The sequence below is a fragment of the Sphingomonas sp. genome (genome assembly GCF_045810705.1).
Lineage (GTDB): Bacteria > Pseudomonadota > Alphaproteobacteria > Sphingomonadales > Sphingomonadaceae > Sphingomicrobium.
Genome location: NZ_JBJMVI010000005.1, coordinates 1 through 16,670, shown reverse-complemented (window position 1 = coordinate 16,670; position 16,670 = coordinate 1). Strand labels below are relative to the sequence as shown.

Here is a 16,670-nt window from a genome sequence, read left to right as displayed (position 1 = left end):
GTCTTCCATGGCGGGTCTCCGGCTGTGGCCGCTAAGCCGCGGCATTGCGCGAAACAAGCCTGCTGTGCCACTTTCCTGACATGAAGGTAAATAAGGAGGTCGACGTGCTGATCGTCGGCGCCGGAATCTCCGGCATCGACGCCGCTTTCCGGCTCCAGCAGCGCTGCCCCGGCAAGAGCTTCGCGATCCTCGAATCGCGGGCGCGGATCGGCGGGACGTGGGACCTGTTCCGCTTTCCGGGCGTGCGCTCCGATTCCGACATGTACACGCTGGGCTTCCCGTTCCGGCCGTGGCGCGGGCCCCAAGCGATCGTCGGCGGCGAAGCGATCCGCCAATATGTCGAGGACACCGCGCGCGAATTCGGCATCTTCGACAAGATCCGCTTCAATACGCATGTCGCCACGGCCCGCTGGTCGTCGGCGGACGCGCGCTGGACGGTCGAGACCGACCACGGCGCCTTCAGCTGCCGCTTCCTCTACCTCGCCAGCGGCTATTACGACTACGCGGCAGGGCACCAGCCCGAGTGGCCAGGCGAGGCGGATTTCAAAGGCCACATCGTCCATCCCCAATTCTGGCCCGAGGACCTCGACTATTCCGGAAAGCGCGTCGCGGTGATCGGCAGCGGCGCGACCGCGGTCACGCTCGTTCCCGCGATGGCGGATCAGGCCGCGAGCGTGACGATGGTCCAGCGCTCGCCGAGCTACATCGTCGCCGCCCCCGCCCGCGATTCCATGGCGAAATGGCTCCCGGCGGCGCTGATCCGCTGGAAGCACATCCTGATGACGATCTCGATGTTCGGCCGGGCCCGGCGCGCGCCGCAGCGCGTGGCGGAGTGGATCCGCGACAAGGCGCGCGAGGCGCTCCCCGCCGGCTATCCGGTCGAGCGCGATTTCAGCCCGCGCTACGATCCGTGGGATCAAAGGCTGTGCCTGATCCCCGACGGGGACCTGTTCGCGTCCATCTCCGGTGGCAAGGCCGCCATCGCGACCGGCGAGATCGAGCGTTTCGTTCCCCAGGGCCTGCGGCTCAAGAGCGGCGAGACGATCCGCGCCGACGTCGTCGTCACCGCGACCGGCCTCAATATGCGTCTACTCGGCGGCATCGAGCTCGAGGTCGACGGCGAAGCGGTCAGGCCCGCTGAGCATTTCATCTACAAGGGCATGATGCTGAGCGGGGTTCCCAATTTGTTCGTCGCATTCGGCTACACCAACGCGTCGTGGACTCTCCGGGCGGACCTCACTGCGCGCTCGGTTTGCCGCCTGCTGAACCTCATGGATCGCAAGGGCTTTACGACCAGCATTGCCCATCAGCCCGCAAACCTGGAGCGCCGCTCGATCATGGAGCTGAGCTCGGGCTATGTTGAGCGCGCCGCCGAAACCCTCCCTGGGCAGGGCGACCGCCAGCCGTGGCGCGTGCCGCAGCATTACGTGAAGGATCTCGCCGCCATGACCTTCGGCCGCATTGACGAGGGACTCGAATTCGGGCCGACCGCGAGCTGAAGCTATCGCCTGCGCGACCAAACGATGAGGATGAGGCCGACGGCGGCGAGGATCGTGCCGCGAACTGCCCACGGCCGCTGGTCGATCATGAAGCCCGATGCGGGCCAATGGACGACACCAATGCCTTGGCCGACCCATAGCAGGCCCATGAGGAGGGCGAGAATGCCGATGATCAGCAGAGCGGTCTTCATCTGCGTCCCACGTTGGACCAACCGCCGAATGTCCGCAATGGGTGGAAAGCTGACGTTCGGGCTAATGTCTCCGCGGTACGTCGCAGTCAGAAAAGTCAGTGCAGACGGCTCGGGAGCAAGCGAACCCAGCAAAGCTCCCAAGCAGTCCTATCTCACGCAACGCGTGCCTCTTTACATTGACGTCACACGACTGACCCCAGCGATCAGCGACGCCGCACACTTTGGCGACGTTTGCGAGGCGAACGTAGGTAAGGCTTTGTCGGCGCGGCAGCTTGGCTGCGAAATCGTCAAGCAAATCGGACTCTACGCCCGGCGAAATCCATTCGTATATTTTGTGGCTTGGACATCGGGCACTCAACAACCGCGACCACGCCTCCGCGTCAGCAGACCCGTAGGGAGTCGATGGAAGGGCACCACCGGCCAAAAACGCGGCAATCAACAGGACCATAAATCGCCTTACTGCGCAAAGAGCTAACGTCCGTCTAATATCTGCTTTGGCTGGAAAGCAGACCTTAGGCACTACGTCATTTTGGTTTTCAGGTCGCGGGAATGAGGAGGAAAGGCAACGATAATTTAAGGGCTGCGGAGGCAGTTGGGACCTGCTCGGATTGGAGGGTCAGTTATGCGTCCGCTTTCCGTAACGATTGTTGGCTGGTGGCTAGTGGTGACTTCACTGCTTGGCGTTTACTCCTCGGCCACGATGCACACGAATCCACAGGCCGTGCAGTTGCTGTCGAGCAGTCCCTTTCCGCTGCAAGCCCGAGAGATATTCGGCGTGATCAATGGCTTCGTCCTGGCCTTCTGCGGCGTGGCAGTGCTCAAGGGCATGAGCTGGGCTCGATTGGCTTTTTTGGGCTGGAGCTTTGTCGGATTTGTCTTCGGCATTCTGGCGATAGGATTTCTCCTGTCAGCGCTCCTTTCCGGCTTGGCCGTTGTTGTGATCATGTTTTTCCTGTCGCGGCCCAAGGCGAACGACTGGTTCCGCTGGCAGTAGCACGCAGCGGGCCAATCACTCCCGACGAAGCCTGCACGCGCTGGTGTCCGCAATGGGTCTAGAGCGGACATTGGCGCAGCCGCCTTTTCGCTTTCCTATTCGGACCGGCCGTGCTTGGCAGCGCGCCATGGCCGTATCCTCAAATCGCTCGTCGAGTGTCAGCGGTCAGGGCCTCGCGCAGGTACGCGTGAGCGCGCGCACGTGTAGCTTCGCTGCGTTCGCTGCGTTTCGCCCGAATTGGGAAAGACGATGACCGACCTCGACAGCTTCCGGACGGAAACCCGCGCCTGGCTCGAGGTGCATTGTCCGGCGGAGATGCGGACGCCGATGCGCTCCGAGGCCGACGCCTGCTGGGGCGGGCGCAACTGGAGCTTCCAATCCGATGCCCAGCGGCGCTGGCTGGAGGCAATGGCAGAGCGCGGCTGGACCGTGCCCGACTGGCCGAAGGAGTATGGCGGCGGTGGGCTGTCGGCGGCTGAGGCGAGAGTCCTCAAGGAAGAGATGCAGCGGATCGGCGCCAGACCGCCGCTGACCAGCTTCGGCATCTCGATGCTCGGGCCGGCTTTGCTCGCGTTCGGCACTGAGGAGCAGAAGAAGCATTATCTGACGCAGATCGCGCGCGGCGAAATCCGCTGGTGCCAGGGCTATTCGGAGCCCGGCGCCGGTTCGGACCTCGCGGGCTTGCAAACGAAGGCCGAGGACAAGGGCGACCATTGGCTGGTCAACGGCCAGAAGGTGTGGACCAGCTACGCCGACAAGGCCGACTGGATCTTCTGCCTCGTGCGCACCTCGACCGAGTCCAAGCAAGGCGGGATCAGCTTCCTGCTGTTCGACATGGCGACGCCCGGCGTGTCGACCCGGCCGATCCTGCTGATCAGCGGCAATTCGCCCTTCTGCGAGACCTTTTTCGATGACGTGAAGGTGCCCAAGGACCAGATCGTCGGCGAGGTGAACAAGGGCTGGGACGTCGCCAAATATCTCCTCGGCCACGAGCGCGAGATGATCGCCGGGATGGGGTTGGGCGTTGGCGGGGCGAGCGTGACGCTCGGCGCCACAGTCAAGCCGGCCGACCCCTTGCTGCGCGCCGAGATCGCCGCGTTCGACGTCGACGCGCTCGCTTTCGCGGCGATGAGCGAGCGCTTCGCGGCGATGTGGAAGGCGGGCGAAGCGCATCCCGCGTCGCCGTCGATGATGAAATATGCCGGGACCGAGCTCAACAAGCGCCGCAACGAGCTGGTCATGGCGGCCGGCGGATCGGACGCGCTCGAATGGGACAGCGAGCGCAGCAAAGGCGGCAAGCCGGCGCGCGACTGGCTGCGGTCGAAGGGCAACTCGATCGAGGGCGGGACCAGCGAAATCCAGCTCAACATCGTCGCCAAGCACATCCTCCGGCTCCCCGGCGCCTGACGTGACGCTGCTGAGCGACGACCAGAAGATGCTGCAGGAGACGGCGGCGAGCTTCCTCCGTGAGCAGGGAGGTCCCGACAAGCAGCTGCGGCACTGGCGCGAGATCGGCTGCGATGACGGTTTCGGGCATGCGCTGTGGAAGCAGTTCGCCGAGCTTGGGCTTACTGGAATCTGCATCCCGGAAAGCCACGGCGGGCTCGGCCTCGGGGCGACCGAGGCGGCGCTGGTGCTGGAAGAGATCGGCCGCAATTTGACGCCGTCACCCTTCCTCGGCACCGCCGTGGCCGGCGCGCGGGCGATCGCAGAGACCGCCCACGCCGACCGCTGGTTCCCCGCCGTCCTGTCGGGCGAAGCGGTGCTTGCGCTCGCGGTCGACGAAGGCCCGCGGCACGCCCCGGAGCGGATCGCGCTCGAGGCCAAGCGGCAGGGCAATGGCTTCGTGCTCAACGGCGCCAAGCAGTTCGTCGTCCAGGGCGCATCGGCGGACATGATCATTACCGCCGCGCGGACCGGCGGCAGCCCCGGCGAGCGCGATGGGATTACGCTCTTTGCGGTACCCAAGGACGCGGCTGGCGTGGAGGTCGAGAATGTCGCGCTGGTCGACAGCTCGAAGGCGGCGCGGCTGACGTTCGCCAATGTCGCGCTCGACGCCGATGCCGTGATCGGCGAGGTCGACGGCGGCTGGCGGCCGCTGTCAGACGCGCTTGCCGCAGGGAGTGCCGGGGCCGCCGCCGAGCTGGTCGGGGTCGCAAGCGGCGCGTCGGCGATGACGCTCGATTATCTCAAGCAGCGCAAGCAGTTCGGGAAGGCGATCGGCGAGTTCCAGGCGCTCCAGCACCGCGCCGCGCACCTCTATGCCGAGATCGAGATCGCCCGCGCGGCCGCGTTCAAGGCGGCGCAGCTGCTCGACAGCAATGACGACGGCGCCGAGCTCTACGTGTCGGTCGCCAAGGCCAAGGCCGCGGACGTCGCCAACCTAGCGGTGCGCGAGGGCGTGCAGATGCACGGCGGGATCGGCATGACCGACGAGCATGACATCGGCCTCTATATGAAGCGCGAGGCGGTGCTCGGCGAGCTGTTCGGGGATGTTTATTACCACCGCGAGCGGGTGGCGCAGCTGAGCGGCTATTAGCCCAAGGTCAGCCTCTCGATTTGAAACCGCCGATGATGCCGAGGATGAACGCGGTGACCAGCGCGAGCTGGACCTTGCCGTCCGGATCGGTCCAGCCGAAATACCTCCCGCCCCAGCCGACCAGCGCGATGAACATCGCGATTGAAATACCGCCGACCATCCCGAACTCCTCCCACAGGCCGGTGAAGTTCTGACCGGCGCGTGGCTGATTGTCGCCGAACAAGGTAAACAGACCGTAAAACTTGCCGCTGAACGGCGCGCTAGCCATAGCGCCGGCAGCAGCGGTCAACCGACGGGACGAACCTCATGAAGGCGCGCGTGTTCATCACCCTCAAGACCGGGGTCCTCGACCCCCAGGGCAAGGCAATCCACCACGCGCTCGAGGGGCTGGGCTTCTCCGGCGTCAACGACGTCCGCGCCGGGAAATTGATCGAGCTCGACCTTGCCGACGGCACCGATGATGCGGCGATCGAGGACATGTGCCGCAAATTGCTCGCCAACACGGTGATTGAGAATTTCCGCATCGAGCGGCTCGAGGACGCATGAAGACCGCCGTCATCGTCTTCCCCGGCTCCAACTGCGACCGCGACCTCGCCGTTGCGCTGGAGCAGGTGACCGGGCGCAAGCCGGCGATGGTGTGGCACAAGGAGAGCGCGCTGCCCGAGGGCGTTGACTTCGTCGGCGTCCCCGGCGGCTTCTCCTACGGCGACTATCTGCGCTCCGGCGCGATGGCGGCGCGTTCGCCGATCATGCGCGCGGTCACGGATGCAGCCGCCCGCGGGGTGCCGGTGATCGGCATCTGCAACGGCTTCCAGGTGCTGACCGAGGCCGGGCTTCTGCCGGGCGCGCTGATGCGCAACGCCGCGCTTCGCTTCGTCTGCCGCGAGGTGCCGCTGCGGGTCGAGAACAGCCAGAGCCTGTTCACCGCCAATTACGATGCCGGGGAGGAGATCGTCTTCCCGGTTGCGCACCACGACGGCAATTACCAGGCGGACGAAGCGACGCTCGATCGGCTCGAGGGCGAAGGCCGCATCGCCTTCCGCTATCTCGACGAGGTCAACGGCTCCGCGCGGCGGATCGCCGGCATCCTCAACGACAGCGGAAACGTGCTCGGCCTGATGCCCCATCCCGAGCGCGTGGTGGAGCCGGCGCACGGCCGCACCGATGGCCGACGCCTGTTCGAGGGGCTGCTGGAGACGGTGAACGCCTAGACGTCCGCGCTGAACGGCGTGAAGTTGGTGCCGACGTCGTACACGTCGACGCCTTCCCTGCGCTTGAGCCAGCCGACCACCGCATAGGTCACCGGCGTCAGAAGCACTTCCCAGCCGACCTTCAGGACGAACTGGCTGAGCATCACTTCCAGCATCGTGTTCGCCGGCCAATCGGCCATGCCGAGGAACGCAATTGGGTAGAAGATCAGGCTGTCGATCCCCTCGCCGACGATCGTGCTGCCCCAGAAGCGCAGCCACAGGCGCCGGCCGCGGCTCCAGATCTTGAGCTTGGCCATGGTGACGGATTCGACGAAGTCGCCGACGAAGAAGGCAGCCATCGAGGCCAGGATGATCCGCCATCCGGAGCCGAACACGCGTTCATACGCCGCCTGGCCCGTCCATCCCGGAGCGACCGGCAGATGGACGACGGTCCATTCCATCAGAGCCATGAAGGCGAGCGCGGCGAACCCGGTCCAGATGGCGCGCCGCGCGCGGGCGTAGCCGTAGACCTCGGTCATCACGTCATCGATCAGGTAGGAGATCGGGAAGAACAGGATGCCGGCGCCGAACGGCCAGGCGCCGATGCCGGGGACAGCCACGAACGAGCGCTTTTCGGCACCGATCACGTTCGACAGCAGGAGGACGACGACGAACGCAACCAGCAGGAAATCGAAGTAGCGGAAGTGCGCGCCGTGGAGCGCGTGCGCCTCGACCTTCCTCACACCCTCCCTCATGCAAGAGCGCCTAGCGCGGTTCCGCTCCGCGTCAATTCCGGTTAGTTCAGGCGTACGCGCGCCCGTAGCTCAGTTGGATAGAGCACGAGCCTTCTAAGCTTGAGGTCGCAGGTTCGAATCCTGCCGGGCGCGCCATAAGCAAGACCCCAAGCAATAGCGAAGGGTCTGACGGCCCCGCCCTCTGCTTTGAATGGAAAGCGGACATTAGCGCATCGCGGATTGCGGAACGCGACAATGCCGTTTGTCGTTTGGTTGCTGGTTGCCCTCAATCGGCAGCGAGCTGGGGCGAACTCAAGGAGGACGGCAATGTCGGTCCTGATCTTTTCGCCGGCCATTCGCAGGCTCACGCTGGGCGCGGCAGCATTGACCTCTGTGTCGCCAGCGTTGGCCCAGACTGTGGTGACCCAGCCCGTGGTGGCCCAGCCGGTCGTGGTCCAGCCGGTCGTGGTCCAGCCGGTCGTGGTCGCGCCTGCCCCCGACGAAATCGTCATCGTCGGGCATTATGGCGCGCTGCCGGATAACGTCGAAAGCGCATCATTGGTTGTGGGCTACGGCGATCTCGACCTCAGCATCCCGGCCCATCGCGATATCCTGAGACACCGGATATCGCTCACCGCTCGTTACCTGTGCGACAAGCTCGGCGAAAGCGACGTCGGACCCGGCTCGTGCCGCGATGCCGCGACCCGTGACGCGATGCAACGGGTCGGAACAGTGTGGGCACATTTTGCGCCCCGAGGCACCGCTTGGGTGCGCCCCCCGGCCTGGGTCGCGCCCTATCCTCAAACCTGGGTGACTCAATATCCCTAGAGCGCTGGTCTGATTGGCCGACTGCGCTCAACCGACTGCGTAAAAGCCTGTAACCCGCCGCGCCGCCCTTGCGTCTGTCATGGGCCGAGGCGGTCACATCGCACACCTCACAAACCCCTGTCCTACAGGCCGCCCGGTGTGACACATAAAGGCGGATGACACCTGCCCGCTCAGCTCTGAGCATAGCATCGGCCCAACCTGCTCTCGCGCGCGTACGTGCGCGCGCGTGTAAGCTCGCTGCGTTTGCTGCGTTTCGCGGGGGCACCGCCTCATGACCGAAGCCCGCCGCCCGCTGTGGAAGAGCCTTTACGTCCAGGTGCTGGTCGCGGTCGCGCTGGGGGTTCTGGTCGGGTGGCTGTGGCCGGCCGCCGGGGCATCGCTCAAGCCGCTCGGCGACGGGTTCATCAAGCTCGTCAAGATGATCATTACGCCGGTGATCTTCCTGACCGTCGTCACCGGCATCGCGGGGATGCGCGACCTCGGCGCGTTCGGGCGGATCGCGGCCAAGGCGCTGGGCTATTTCATCGTCGTGTCGACGCTGGCGCTCGCGGTCGGGCTGGTCGTCGCCAATGTCGTCCAGCCGGGCGCCGGGCTCAACGTCGACCCGGCAAGGCTCGATACGAGCAAGGTCGCGACCTACGTCAGCAAGGCGCACGAAACGACGCTCACGGGGTTCCTGCTCAACATGATCCCGGACACGATGTTCAGCGCCTTCACCTCGGGCGAGATCCTGCAGGTGCTGCTGGTGTCGATCCTGTTTGGGATCGCGCTGGCGATGCTGGGCGATCGCGGCGACCGACTGCTGGAGGCGCTGAGGACGATCACCGCGGTCGTGTTCCGCGTCGTTCGCATCCTGATGTACGCGGCGCCGATCGGCGCGTTCGGCGCGATGGCCTTCACCATCGGCCAGTACGGCATCGGCACGCTTGCCAACCTCGCCGAGCTGATCGTTACGTTCTACGCGACCGCCTTGCTGTTCGTGCTGATCGTGCTCGGGCTGATCGCCCGCGCGGTCGGTTTCTCGATCTTCGCGCTGATCCGCTACATCAAGGACGAGCTGCTGCTGGTGCTCGGCACGTCGAGCTCGGAAAGCGCGATGCCGCTGCTGATCGAGAAGCTGGAAGCGGCCGGCGTGCCCAAGCCGATCGTCGGCCTGGTCGTCCCCGCCGGCTATTCGTTCAACCTCGACGGCACCAACATCTACATGTCGCTCGCCGCTTTGTTCATCGCCCAGGCGACCAACACGCACCTGACGTGGGGCCAGGAGCTGCTGCTGATGGCGGTCGCGATCCTCAGCTCCAAGGGCGCGGCAGGAGTCACCGGATCGGGCTTCATCGTGCTCGCGGCGACGCTGTCGGTGGTGCCGGCAATCCCGGTCGCCGGGATGGCGCTGATCCTCGGCGTCGACCGCTTCATGAGCGAATGCCGGTCGCTGACAAACTTCATCGGCAACGCCGTCGCGACGATCGTCGTCGGGCGCTGGGAAGGCGCGGTCGACATGGATCGGCTGCGGCGCACCCTTGCGACCGGCGGCGAACCGAGCGACGCCGAAAGCGACCGGCTCCAGGTTGGGCGCGGCTAGGGAACCAGCTTGCCGGGATTCATAATGCCGAGCGGGTCGAGCGCCTGCTTGATCGCGCGCAGCGCGTGGATGCGGCCGGGCGGCGCGAGCCGTGCGAACTCGGCGCGCTTCAATTGGCCGATGCCATGCTCGGCCGAGATCGAGCCGCCGGCGGCGGTGACGAGGTCGTCGACCATGCGCGTGATCCTGTCGCCCTCGCTGTCGTACCAGTCGGGCGCGGCGTGGGTGCCGGCGCGGACGTGGAAGTGGATGTTGCCGTCGCCCAAATGGCCGAAGCCGGTGGCGATGACGCCGGGGAATGTGGCTTCGACCTTGGCCGCGGCGTCGGCGATGAACGCGGGCATGTCGGCGACCGGCACCGAAATGTCGTGGGCGAGCGTCTGGCCCTCGGCGCGCTCGGCTTCGGAGATGGTGTCGCGCAGCTTCCAGAAGGCTTCGGCCTGCGCTTCGCTGGCGGCAAGCACCGCGTCGGCGGTGACGCCTTGCTGGAGCGCAGCGCCAAGCAGCCGCTCGAGCTCCGCGGCGACGTCGGTATTGGCGTCGGCGGTCGTGGCCTCGATCAATGCGTGCCAGCGGTGCGATCCGGCCAACGGCGCTCGGGTTCCGGGCATGTGCTTGAGCACCAGGCCGAGCGAATCCTGCGGCACCAGCTCGAACCCTTCGATGCTGCCGGTTCGCACCTCGAGGAAGCGGAGCAGCTCGAGTGCTTTTGCAGGACTGTCCACTCCTGCCCAGGCAACGGCGCGAGCCGCGATCGCCGGTACCAGACGAAGCGCGACCGCGGTGATCACGCCGAGCGTTCCCTCGGCGCCGATCAGCAGCTGGTCGAGGCTGTAGCCGCGGTTGTCCTTCTTGAGTCCCGAAAGGCCGCTGTGCACCGAGCCGTCGGGAAGCACGGCTTCGACGCCCGCGACCAGCGAGCGCATGGTCCCGAACTTCAGCACCTGCGTGCCGCCGGCGTTGGTCGAGGCGAGGCCGCCGATGGTGCAGCTGCCGCGCGCGCCGAGCGTCAGAGGGAAGCGCATGCCAATGTCGTGTGCCGCATCATGAAGGGTCGCGAGGATCACTCCGGCTTCGGCGATCGCGAGATGGTTGTCAGCGCTGATCGACCGGATCCGGTTCAGGCGCCGCATCGACAGAAGGATTGCCGAGCCGTCAGCCGGCGGCGTCGCGCCCGCGGCCATTCCCGTATTGCCGCCCTGGGGCACGAGGGGGACACGAAACTCGGCGGCGAGGCGGACGATCTCGACGACCTCGTCGGTCGACGCCGGAGCGAGCATCGCCGGCGTCGCGCCGTGAACCCGGCCGCGCCAGTCGCTGACCCACGGATCGATTTCCTTCAGGTCGGTGATCACCGCCTTGGCGCCGAGCCTGCGTCCCGCTTCCTCGATCAGCCGTGCCTCAGCCTCGCTCATACGACGCCAATAGCGCGCTTGGCATGAGCGCGCGACACCGGCACAGGTGCGGGCATGGAGAGGCCGCCGCCCATCACGCTGATCGTCGCCCGCGCGCGGAACGGCGTCATCGGACGCGACGGCAAGCTGCCGTGGCACCTGCCCGCCGACCTCAAGCGGTTCAAGGCGCTGACCATGGGCACCGCCATGGTCATGGGCCGCAGGACATTCGAGAGCTTGCCCGGCCTGCTTCCGGGCCGACGGCACATCGTATTGACGCGCGACCGCGAGTGGCAGGCCGACGGCGCCGAGGTCGCGCACGATGTCGAGGAGGCGATCGCGCTGGCGCGCGTGGAGCCGGTGTCGGTGATCGGCGGCGCGGGGATTTTCGGCCTGTTCCTGCCGCTCGCCGACAGGATCGAGCTCACCGAAGTGCTCGCCGATGTTCCGGGCGACACCTTCATCGACGACCCGCGCGCCACTGGATCATGGACCGAGGTATCGAGCGAGGCTTATCCGAGCGATGGAGATCGCCCGGGATTACGGTTCATTCGGCTTGAGCGAAGCGGCGAGTCCCGCGGCTCCGCGGACTAGAGCGCAACATCTCTTAAGCTCTTGGGCTCAGCCGCCGCTGTTCTTGAGCTTCGGTGCGCGCAATTCGCCATTGCGCCGATCGAGCGTGTGCTTGTCGTTGAACCGGGCCGCGTCCCAATCGCTTTTGGTCCGGCACACCCGGTCGCTCAGATGCGATCCGATGATTCGTTCGGACTTGCAGATGACCTTGTCGCCGTCGTCGTTCTGCGTGACTTTTGGGCTTTGAGCCTGGGCCAGCGCCGGTCCCGACACGAAGAGGGCGGCACCCGTGACAGCAAGAAATACGCGCATAGCGGCGTCCCTCATCCAACGAGCGGCGAAAGTGTGCGCGGGCGAGATCACTGTCAACCCAGCGGGAGGTCAACTCTTACGGTGAAGCGTCCAGAATCGCGTCGATCTGCGCCGCGACCTCGTCGACAGAAGCCATGCCGTCGACGCGGCGGACCAATCCTCTCGCTTGGTAGAACGGGAGGATCGGGGCGGTCTTGGCGCGATATTCCTCCATGCGCGTGCGCACGGTCTGCTCATTGTCGTCCGGCCGCCGTTTGAACTCGGTCGAGCCGCAGACGTCGCACACGCCGGCGACCTTCGTCGGACGGAAACTGTCGTGATAGCCCGCGCCGCACTTGGCGCAGGTGAAGCGGCCGGTGATGCGCGTGACCAGCGCTTCCTCGTCCACAACGAGCTCGATCACATGGTCGAGGTGGCGGCCGCGTTCCGCGAGAAGCAGATCGAGCGCCTCGGCCTGCGCTATGGTGCGCGGGAAACCATCGAATATGGCTCCGCAGCCGGCGCAACTATCCAGCCGTTCGCCGATCAGCGCGGTGACAATCGCGTCGCTGACGAGCTCGCCCGCATCCATGATGGCCTTGACCTTCTCGCCGATCGGCGAGCCGCTGGCGCGGGCTTCGCGGAGCATGTCGCCGGTCGACAGCTGGATCATGCCGCGCGTGGCCTGAAGCCGCGCCGCCTGGGTCCCCTTGCCCGCTCCGGGCGGGCCCAGCAGAATGATGTTCAGCATCGCGGCGCTCTCCCCTGTGTCGCCGTTTGGGTTAGCGCCGCCGCGGCGTGGTCTTGAGCTTCGCCTTCTTGATGAGGTCGCCATATTGGTGGGCGATCAAGTGGCTCTGGATCTGGCTCACCGTGTCCATCGTCACGTTGACGACGATCAGCAGGCTGGTCCCGCCGAGCCGCAGGTTGGTGAGGCCGGCCTGGGTCGAGAGCAGATCCGGGATCAGGCAGATCAGCACCAGATAGGCGGCGCCGACCACCGTGATGCGGTTGAGCAGATAGTCGAAATAGGTCTCGGTCGCCTTGCCGGGACGGACGCCGGGGATGAAGCCGCCGTGGCGCTTCAGATTGTCCGCCGTCTCCTCGCTGTTGAACTGCACCGCGGTGTAGAAGAAGCAGAAGAAGGCGATGCCGACGCCGTAGAGCGCCTCATAGGCAGGCGACCCGTGCTGGAGGAAGGTGCTGACGGTGATCAGCCAGTCGCTGGCGCCGCCTTCGGGCGTGGCCCGGCTGCCGGCCCAGTTGAGCACGGTCAGCGGCATCAGCAGCAGCGACGATGCAAAGATCGGCGGGATGACGCCGGCGGTGTTGAGCTTGATCGGAAGGTGCGAGCGCTCCTGCTGCATGCCGCGCGCGGTCTGACGCTTGGGATATTGGATCAGCACGCGGCGCTGGGCCCGCTCCATGAAGCAGATGAACAGGACGAGCGCGATGGTCAGGACGACGATGCCGACGACCAGCAGACCGTTGACCGAGCCGGTGCGGCTGCCCTCGAGCAGCTGGCCGACGCCCTGAGGCAGGCGCGCGACGATGCCCGCCATGATGATCAGCGAGACGCCGTTGCCGATGCCGCGGCTGGTGATCTGCTCGCCGATCCACATTAGGAACAGTGTCCCGCCGACGAGGCTGACGGTGCCGGCGATTTCGAACAGGACGCCGGGCGCAACCACCGCGCCGATGCCCTGGCGGACCGATTGCGATTCGAGGCCGCGGATCGCGAGATAACCCTGCACCAGCGTGATCATCACGGTCAGGTAGCGGGTATATTGGTTGAGCTTCTTGCGCCCGGTCTCGCCTTCCTTGCGCAGCGTCTGCCACGGGCCGTAGAGCGTCGCGCCGAGCTGAACGACGATCGATGCGGTGATGTACGGCATGACGCCAAGCGCGACGATCGAGAAGCGCGCCAGCGCGCCGCCCGAGAAGGTGTTGAAGACGTCGAGGATGCCGCCGCTCTGGGTTTGATAGAGCTGGGCCATGGCCGCAGGATCGATGCCGGGGACGGGCACGAACGACAGCAGCCGGAACAGGATCAGCGCGCCGATCGTGAACCACAGCCTTTTCTTGAGCTCGGTCGCCTTCTGGAAATTGGCGAACGAGATGCTGGACGCGAGATGTTCGGCTGCGGATGCCATATTCTGAGAAGTCCCCTAGTCGCTGCGGACTATATAAGCGGCGGTATCGTCATTGCGAGCGCGGCGAAGCAATCCGCCGCGTTGTGGATTGCCGCGTCGCCGTCGCTCCGCGCAATGACGAGCTACGCCTTCGACTTGGCCGCCTTGTCGGCGAGCCTCGCCGCGCGGATCTTGCCCTTCTTGGCGGCGGCGAGCTCGGCGGGGTTCTTGCGCTCGATCAGCTCGACCGAGCCGCCGGCCTTCTCGACCGCCTCGCGCGCACCCTTGGATACGCCGGCGACCTTGAACGCGAGCTTGGCCTTGAGCTCGCCCTTGCCGAGCAGCCGGACGCCGTCCTTGCCGCCGCGGGCCAGGCCCGCGCCTTTCAGCGTGCCGTGGTCGAGCGTGGCCTTGATATCGAGCTTGCCCGCGTCGATCGCCTTCTGGACCGCGCCGATGTTCACCTCGGCATAGTCGCGCGCGAAGATGTTGTTGAAGCCGCGCTTGGGCAGCCGCATGTGGAGCGGCATCTGGCCGCCTTCGAAACCGGCGATGCTGACGCCCGAGCGCGCCTTGGCGCCCTTCTGGCCGCGGCCGGCGGTCTTGCCGAGCCCCGAGCCGATGCCGCGGCCGACGCGGACCCGCGACTGGCGCGCGCCCTTGTTGTCACGAAGTTCGTTGAGTTTCATGTTCCTGCACTCGCTTTCGCTTTTGTCGCGCTTTAGCCCCTCTCCGCTTGAGGGAGAGGGAGATGGTTCAGGCCGCCTCTTCGACCTTCAACAGGTGGTGCACCTTCTTGACCTGGCCGAGCACTTCGGGCGTGCCTTCCACTTCAATGCTGCGGTGCAGCTTGTTGAGGCCGAGGCCGACGAGCGTCGCCCGCTGCGTCTTATCGCGGCGGATCGGCGATCCGGTCTGGGTGATCTTGAGTTTCTTCCCTTTGGCCATCACGCTTACTCCGCCACCGCTTCGGCCTGAGCCTCGGCTTCGGCGGCGTTCGCGCCGCCGCGGCCGAGCAAGTCGGAGACCTTCTTGCCGCGCCGTTGGGCAACCGAGCGCGGGCTCGTCTGTTCCTTGAGCGCCTCGAAGGTCGCGCGGATCATGTTGTAGGGGTTCGACGTGCCGACCGACTTGGTGACCACGTCGGCAACGCCGAGGCTCTCGAAGATCGCGCGCATCGGGCCGCCGGCGATGATGCCGGTGCCGGCTGGCGCGGTGCGGATGGTCACCCGGCCCGCGCCGAAATGGCCGAGGCCGTCATGATGCAGCGTGCGACCGTCGCGCAGCGGAACGCGGATCATCGCCTTCTTCGCCGCCGCGGTCGCCTTGCTGATCGCTTCGGGCACTTCGCGCGCCTTGCCGTGGCCGAAACCGGCGCGGCCTTTGCCGTCGCCCACTACGACGAGCGCGGCAAAGCCAAAGCGCTTGCCGCCCTTCACGGTCTTGGAGACGCGGTTGATGTGGACGAGCTTCTCGATCAGCTCCTCGCCGCCGTCGTCGCCGCCGCCGCGACCGCCACGGCGATCGTCGCGCCGGCCACGGCCGCCGCCGCGATCGCCACCACCACGCCCACGCCCGCCGCCGCCACCGCGACCGCCACGCGGCCCACGGCCGGGCGGCGCCTGCTGCGGCGGCTGCTCCTCGGCCTGCGCCGGAGTAGCTTCCGCAACCTGAGCGGCCTCGACCGGATCGGTATTGGCTTCGTTGGTCTGCTGATTCTCGTCTTGCATTCTAGAACTCCAGTCCGCCTTCGCGCGCAGCGTCGGCGAGGGCCTTCACGCGGCCATGGAAAAGGAAGCCGCCGCGATCGAACACGACCTGGCTCACGCCTGCTTTCTTGGCGCGCTCGGCGAGCGTCTTGCCCACTTGCGCGGCACCGTCCTTGGTCGCGCCGGTCTTGCCCTTGAGCTCCTTGTCGAGGGTCGAAGCGGCGGCGAGCGTCGTGCCCGCTGCATCATCGACCACCTGCGCATAGATGTGCTTGCCGGAACGATGGACCGAAAGCCGCGGCTTGCCCGACGCACGTGCGCGAAGCGCGGTGCGGACGCGGCGGCGGCGGCGGTCGAAAAGGGAGAGTTTCGCCATGGCTACTTCTTCTTGCCTTCTTTGCGGAAGATATACTCGCCGCGGTACTTGATGCCCTTGCCCTTGTACGGCTCGGGCTTGCGCCAGCGGCGGATCTCGGCCGCGACCTGCCCGACCTTCTGCTTGTCGATGCCGCTGATCTCGACCGTGTTCTGGTCGGGGGTTTTCACGTCGACGCCCTCGGGCAGCTTGTAGTTGACGTCGTGGCTGTAGCCGAGCTGCAGGCGCAGGTTGCGGCCCTGCGCCTGGGCGCGATAGCCGACGCCGGTGATCTCGAGCACCTTGGTGAAGCCTTCCGTCACTCCCGTGACGAGGTTCTGCACCATCGTGCGCTGCATGCCCCAGGCGGCGCGCGCCTGCTGCGTTGGTCCGACCGGCGTGACGAGGATCTCGTCCTGCTTGATCGAATAGATCACGTCGTCGAGCATCGGCATGGTCAAGGTGCCCTTCGGACCCTTGACCACGAGCATACCGTTTTCGTCGGTAGCCGTGACGCCGCTTGGAACGGCGACGGGCTTCTTGCCAATGCGGGACATCAGAACACCTCCGCCAGGACTTCGCCGCCGACGTTCTGCTCGCGCGCCTCGGCGTCCGACAGCACGCCGCGCGGGGTCGACACGATGATCGTGCCGAGGCCG

22 protein-coding genes and 1 tRNA gene are annotated in these 16,670 nt (G+C 66.2%); 10 read left to right on the top strand and 13 right to left on the bottom strand.

Annotation, left to right across the window (positions count from 1 at the left end):
* The first annotated feature begins 80 nt into the window (after positions 1-80).
* Positions 81-1,499, top strand: a complete 1,419-nt coding sequence (locus tag ACJ8FR_RS02810; protein ID WP_407827089.1) for a flavin-containing monooxygenase — start codon at positions 81-83, stop codon at positions 1,497-1,499.
* Positions 1,500-1,501: 2 nt separating this feature from the next.
* Here the strand turns inward: ACJ8FR_RS02810 and ACJ8FR_RS02805 are convergent, their stop codons facing one another.
* The gene (locus ACJ8FR_RS02805) at positions 1,502-1,690 is read right to left on the bottom strand and encodes a hypothetical protein (RefSeq protein WP_407827088.1); all 189 of its coding nucleotides are present in this window, start codon (positions 1,688-1,690) and stop codon (positions 1,502-1,504) included.
* Positions 1,691-2,312: 622 nt separating this feature from the next.
* Here ACJ8FR_RS02805 and ACJ8FR_RS02800 point away from each other — a divergent pair.
* From ACJ8FR_RS02800 to ACJ8FR_RS02790, 3 genes are all read left to right on the top strand, one after another.
* Positions 2,313-2,684: a hypothetical protein gene (locus tag ACJ8FR_RS02800; protein ID WP_407827087.1), complete on the top strand. Its 372-nt coding sequence runs from the start codon at positions 2,313-2,315 to the stop codon at positions 2,682-2,684.
* A 249-nt stretch (positions 2,685-2,933) separates the two neighbouring features.
* On the top strand, positions 2,934-4,091 hold the full coding sequence (locus ACJ8FR_RS02795) for an acyl-CoA dehydrogenase family protein (RefSeq protein WP_407827086.1): 1,158 nt from the start codon (positions 2,934-2,936) through the stop codon (positions 4,089-4,091).
* Position 4,092: 1 nt separating this feature from the next.
* Positions 4,093-5,223, top strand: coding sequence for an acyl-CoA dehydrogenase family protein (locus tag ACJ8FR_RS02790; protein ID WP_407827085.1), 1,131 nt, complete (start codon positions 4,093-4,095; stop codon positions 5,221-5,223).
* Between the two features lie 7 nt (positions 5,224-5,230).
* Here the strand turns inward: ACJ8FR_RS02790 and ACJ8FR_RS02785 are convergent, their stop codons facing one another.
* Complete coding sequence (locus ACJ8FR_RS02785; protein ID WP_407827084.1) at positions 5,231-5,491, bottom strand: hypothetical protein; 261 nt, start codon at positions 5,489-5,491, stop codon at positions 5,231-5,233.
* A 38-nt stretch (positions 5,492-5,529) separates the two neighbouring features.
* Between ACJ8FR_RS02785 and purS the strand changes: the two genes are divergently transcribed.
* Positions 5,530-5,769, top strand: coding sequence for a phosphoribosylformylglycinamidine synthase subunit PurS (gene purS, locus ACJ8FR_RS02780; protein ID WP_407827083.1), 240 nt, complete (start codon positions 5,530-5,532; stop codon positions 5,767-5,769).
* Positions 5,766-6,434: a phosphoribosylformylglycinamidine synthase subunit PurQ gene (gene purQ, locus ACJ8FR_RS02775; RefSeq protein ID WP_407827082.1), complete on the top strand. Its 669-nt coding sequence runs from the start codon at positions 5,766-5,768 to the stop codon at positions 6,432-6,434. Before purS ends, purQ begins: the two co-directional genes overlap by 4 nt.
* Here purQ and ACJ8FR_RS02770 read toward each other — a convergent pair.
* Entirely contained in the window at positions 6,431-7,168 is a 738-nt protein-coding gene (locus ACJ8FR_RS02770) for a queuosine precursor transporter (RefSeq protein WP_407827081.1), read from the bottom strand. The genes purQ and ACJ8FR_RS02770 overlap by 4 nt on opposite strands.
* 58 nt (positions 7,169-7,226) lie before the next feature.
* On the opposite strand from ACJ8FR_RS02770, the gene ACJ8FR_RS02765 reads away from it, so the two are divergent.
* The 3 genes from ACJ8FR_RS02765 (at position 7,227) to ACJ8FR_RS02755 (ending at position 9,557) form a co-directional block, all read left to right on the top strand.
* A tRNA-Arg gene (locus ACJ8FR_RS02765) sits at positions 7,227-7,303 on the top strand.
* 171 nt (positions 7,304-7,474) lie between these two features.
* Positions 7,475-7,975, top strand: a complete 501-nt coding sequence (locus tag ACJ8FR_RS02760; protein ID WP_407827080.1) for a UrcA family protein — start codon at positions 7,475-7,477, stop codon at positions 7,973-7,975.
* A gap of 271 nt (positions 7,976-8,246) precedes the next feature.
* Positions 8,247-9,557, top strand: a complete 1,311-nt coding sequence (locus ACJ8FR_RS02755; protein ID WP_407827079.1) for a dicarboxylate/amino acid:cation symporter — start codon at positions 8,247-8,249, stop codon at positions 9,555-9,557.
* On the opposite strand, the gene ACJ8FR_RS02750 is transcribed toward ACJ8FR_RS02755, so the two are convergent.
* Positions 9,554-10,972 carry an FAD-binding oxidoreductase gene (locus tag ACJ8FR_RS02750; protein ID WP_407827078.1) on the bottom strand — a complete coding sequence of 473 codons (1,419 nt, stop codon included), beginning with the start codon at positions 10,970-10,972 and terminating at the stop codon, positions 9,554-9,556. The genes ACJ8FR_RS02755 and ACJ8FR_RS02750 overlap by 4 nt on opposite strands.
* Positions 10,973-11,026: 54 nt before the next feature.
* On the opposite strand from ACJ8FR_RS02750, the gene ACJ8FR_RS02745 reads away from it, so the two are divergent.
* The gene (locus ACJ8FR_RS02745; protein WP_407827077.1) at positions 11,027-11,545 is read left to right on the top strand and encodes a dihydrofolate reductase; all 519 of its coding nucleotides are present in this window, start codon (positions 11,027-11,029) and stop codon (positions 11,543-11,545) included.
* A gap of 27 nt (positions 11,546-11,572) precedes the next feature.
* Here ACJ8FR_RS02745 and ACJ8FR_RS02740 read toward each other — a convergent pair whose 3' ends face one another.
* The 9 genes from ACJ8FR_RS02740 to rpsH form a co-directional block, all read right to left on the bottom strand.
* Entirely contained in the window at positions 11,573-11,887 is a 315-nt protein-coding gene (locus tag ACJ8FR_RS02740; protein WP_407827076.1) for a hypothetical protein, read from the bottom strand.
* Between the two features lie 25 nt (positions 11,888-11,912).
* Complete coding sequence (locus ACJ8FR_RS02735; protein WP_407827118.1) at positions 11,913-12,563, bottom strand: adenylate kinase; 651 nt, start codon at positions 12,561-12,563, stop codon at positions 11,913-11,915.
* A 34-nt stretch (positions 12,564-12,597) separates the two neighbouring features.
* Complete coding sequence (secY, locus tag ACJ8FR_RS02730; RefSeq protein ID WP_407827075.1) at positions 12,598-13,968, bottom strand: preprotein translocase subunit SecY; 1,371 nt, start codon at positions 13,966-13,968, stop codon at positions 12,598-12,600.
* A 122-nt stretch (positions 13,969-14,090) separates the two neighbouring features.
* Positions 14,091-14,636 (bottom strand): 50S ribosomal protein L15, encoded by a 546-nt coding sequence (rplO, locus tag ACJ8FR_RS02725; RefSeq protein WP_407827074.1) that lies wholly within the window; start codon positions 14,634-14,636, stop codon positions 14,091-14,093.
* Positions 14,637-14,703: 67 nt separating this feature from the next.
* Positions 14,704-14,895: a 50S ribosomal protein L30 gene (gene rpmD, locus ACJ8FR_RS02720; RefSeq protein WP_407827073.1), complete on the bottom strand. Its 192-nt coding sequence runs from the start codon at positions 14,893-14,895 to the stop codon at positions 14,704-14,706.
* Positions 14,896-14,900: 5 nt separating this feature from the next.
* On the bottom strand, positions 14,901-15,677 hold the full coding sequence (rpsE, locus tag ACJ8FR_RS02715) for a 30S ribosomal protein S5 (RefSeq protein ID WP_407827072.1): 777 nt from the start codon (positions 15,675-15,677) through the stop codon (positions 14,901-14,903).
* 1 nt (position 15,678) lies between these two features.
* The gene (gene rplR, locus ACJ8FR_RS02710; protein WP_407827071.1) at positions 15,679-16,032 is read right to left on the bottom strand and encodes a 50S ribosomal protein L18; all 354 of its coding nucleotides are present in this window, start codon (positions 16,030-16,032) and stop codon (positions 15,679-15,681) included.
* A 2-nt stretch (positions 16,033-16,034) separates the two neighbouring features.
* Positions 16,035-16,568: a 50S ribosomal protein L6 gene (gene rplF, locus ACJ8FR_RS02705; protein WP_407827070.1), complete on the bottom strand. Its 534-nt coding sequence runs from the start codon at positions 16,566-16,568 to the stop codon at positions 16,035-16,037.
* A partial coding sequence (gene rpsH / locus ACJ8FR_RS02700; protein ID WP_407827117.1) for a 30S ribosomal protein S8 occupies positions 16,568-16,670 on the bottom strand: 103 nt, incomplete at its 5' end. The genes rplF and rpsH, both read right to left, overlap by 1 nt.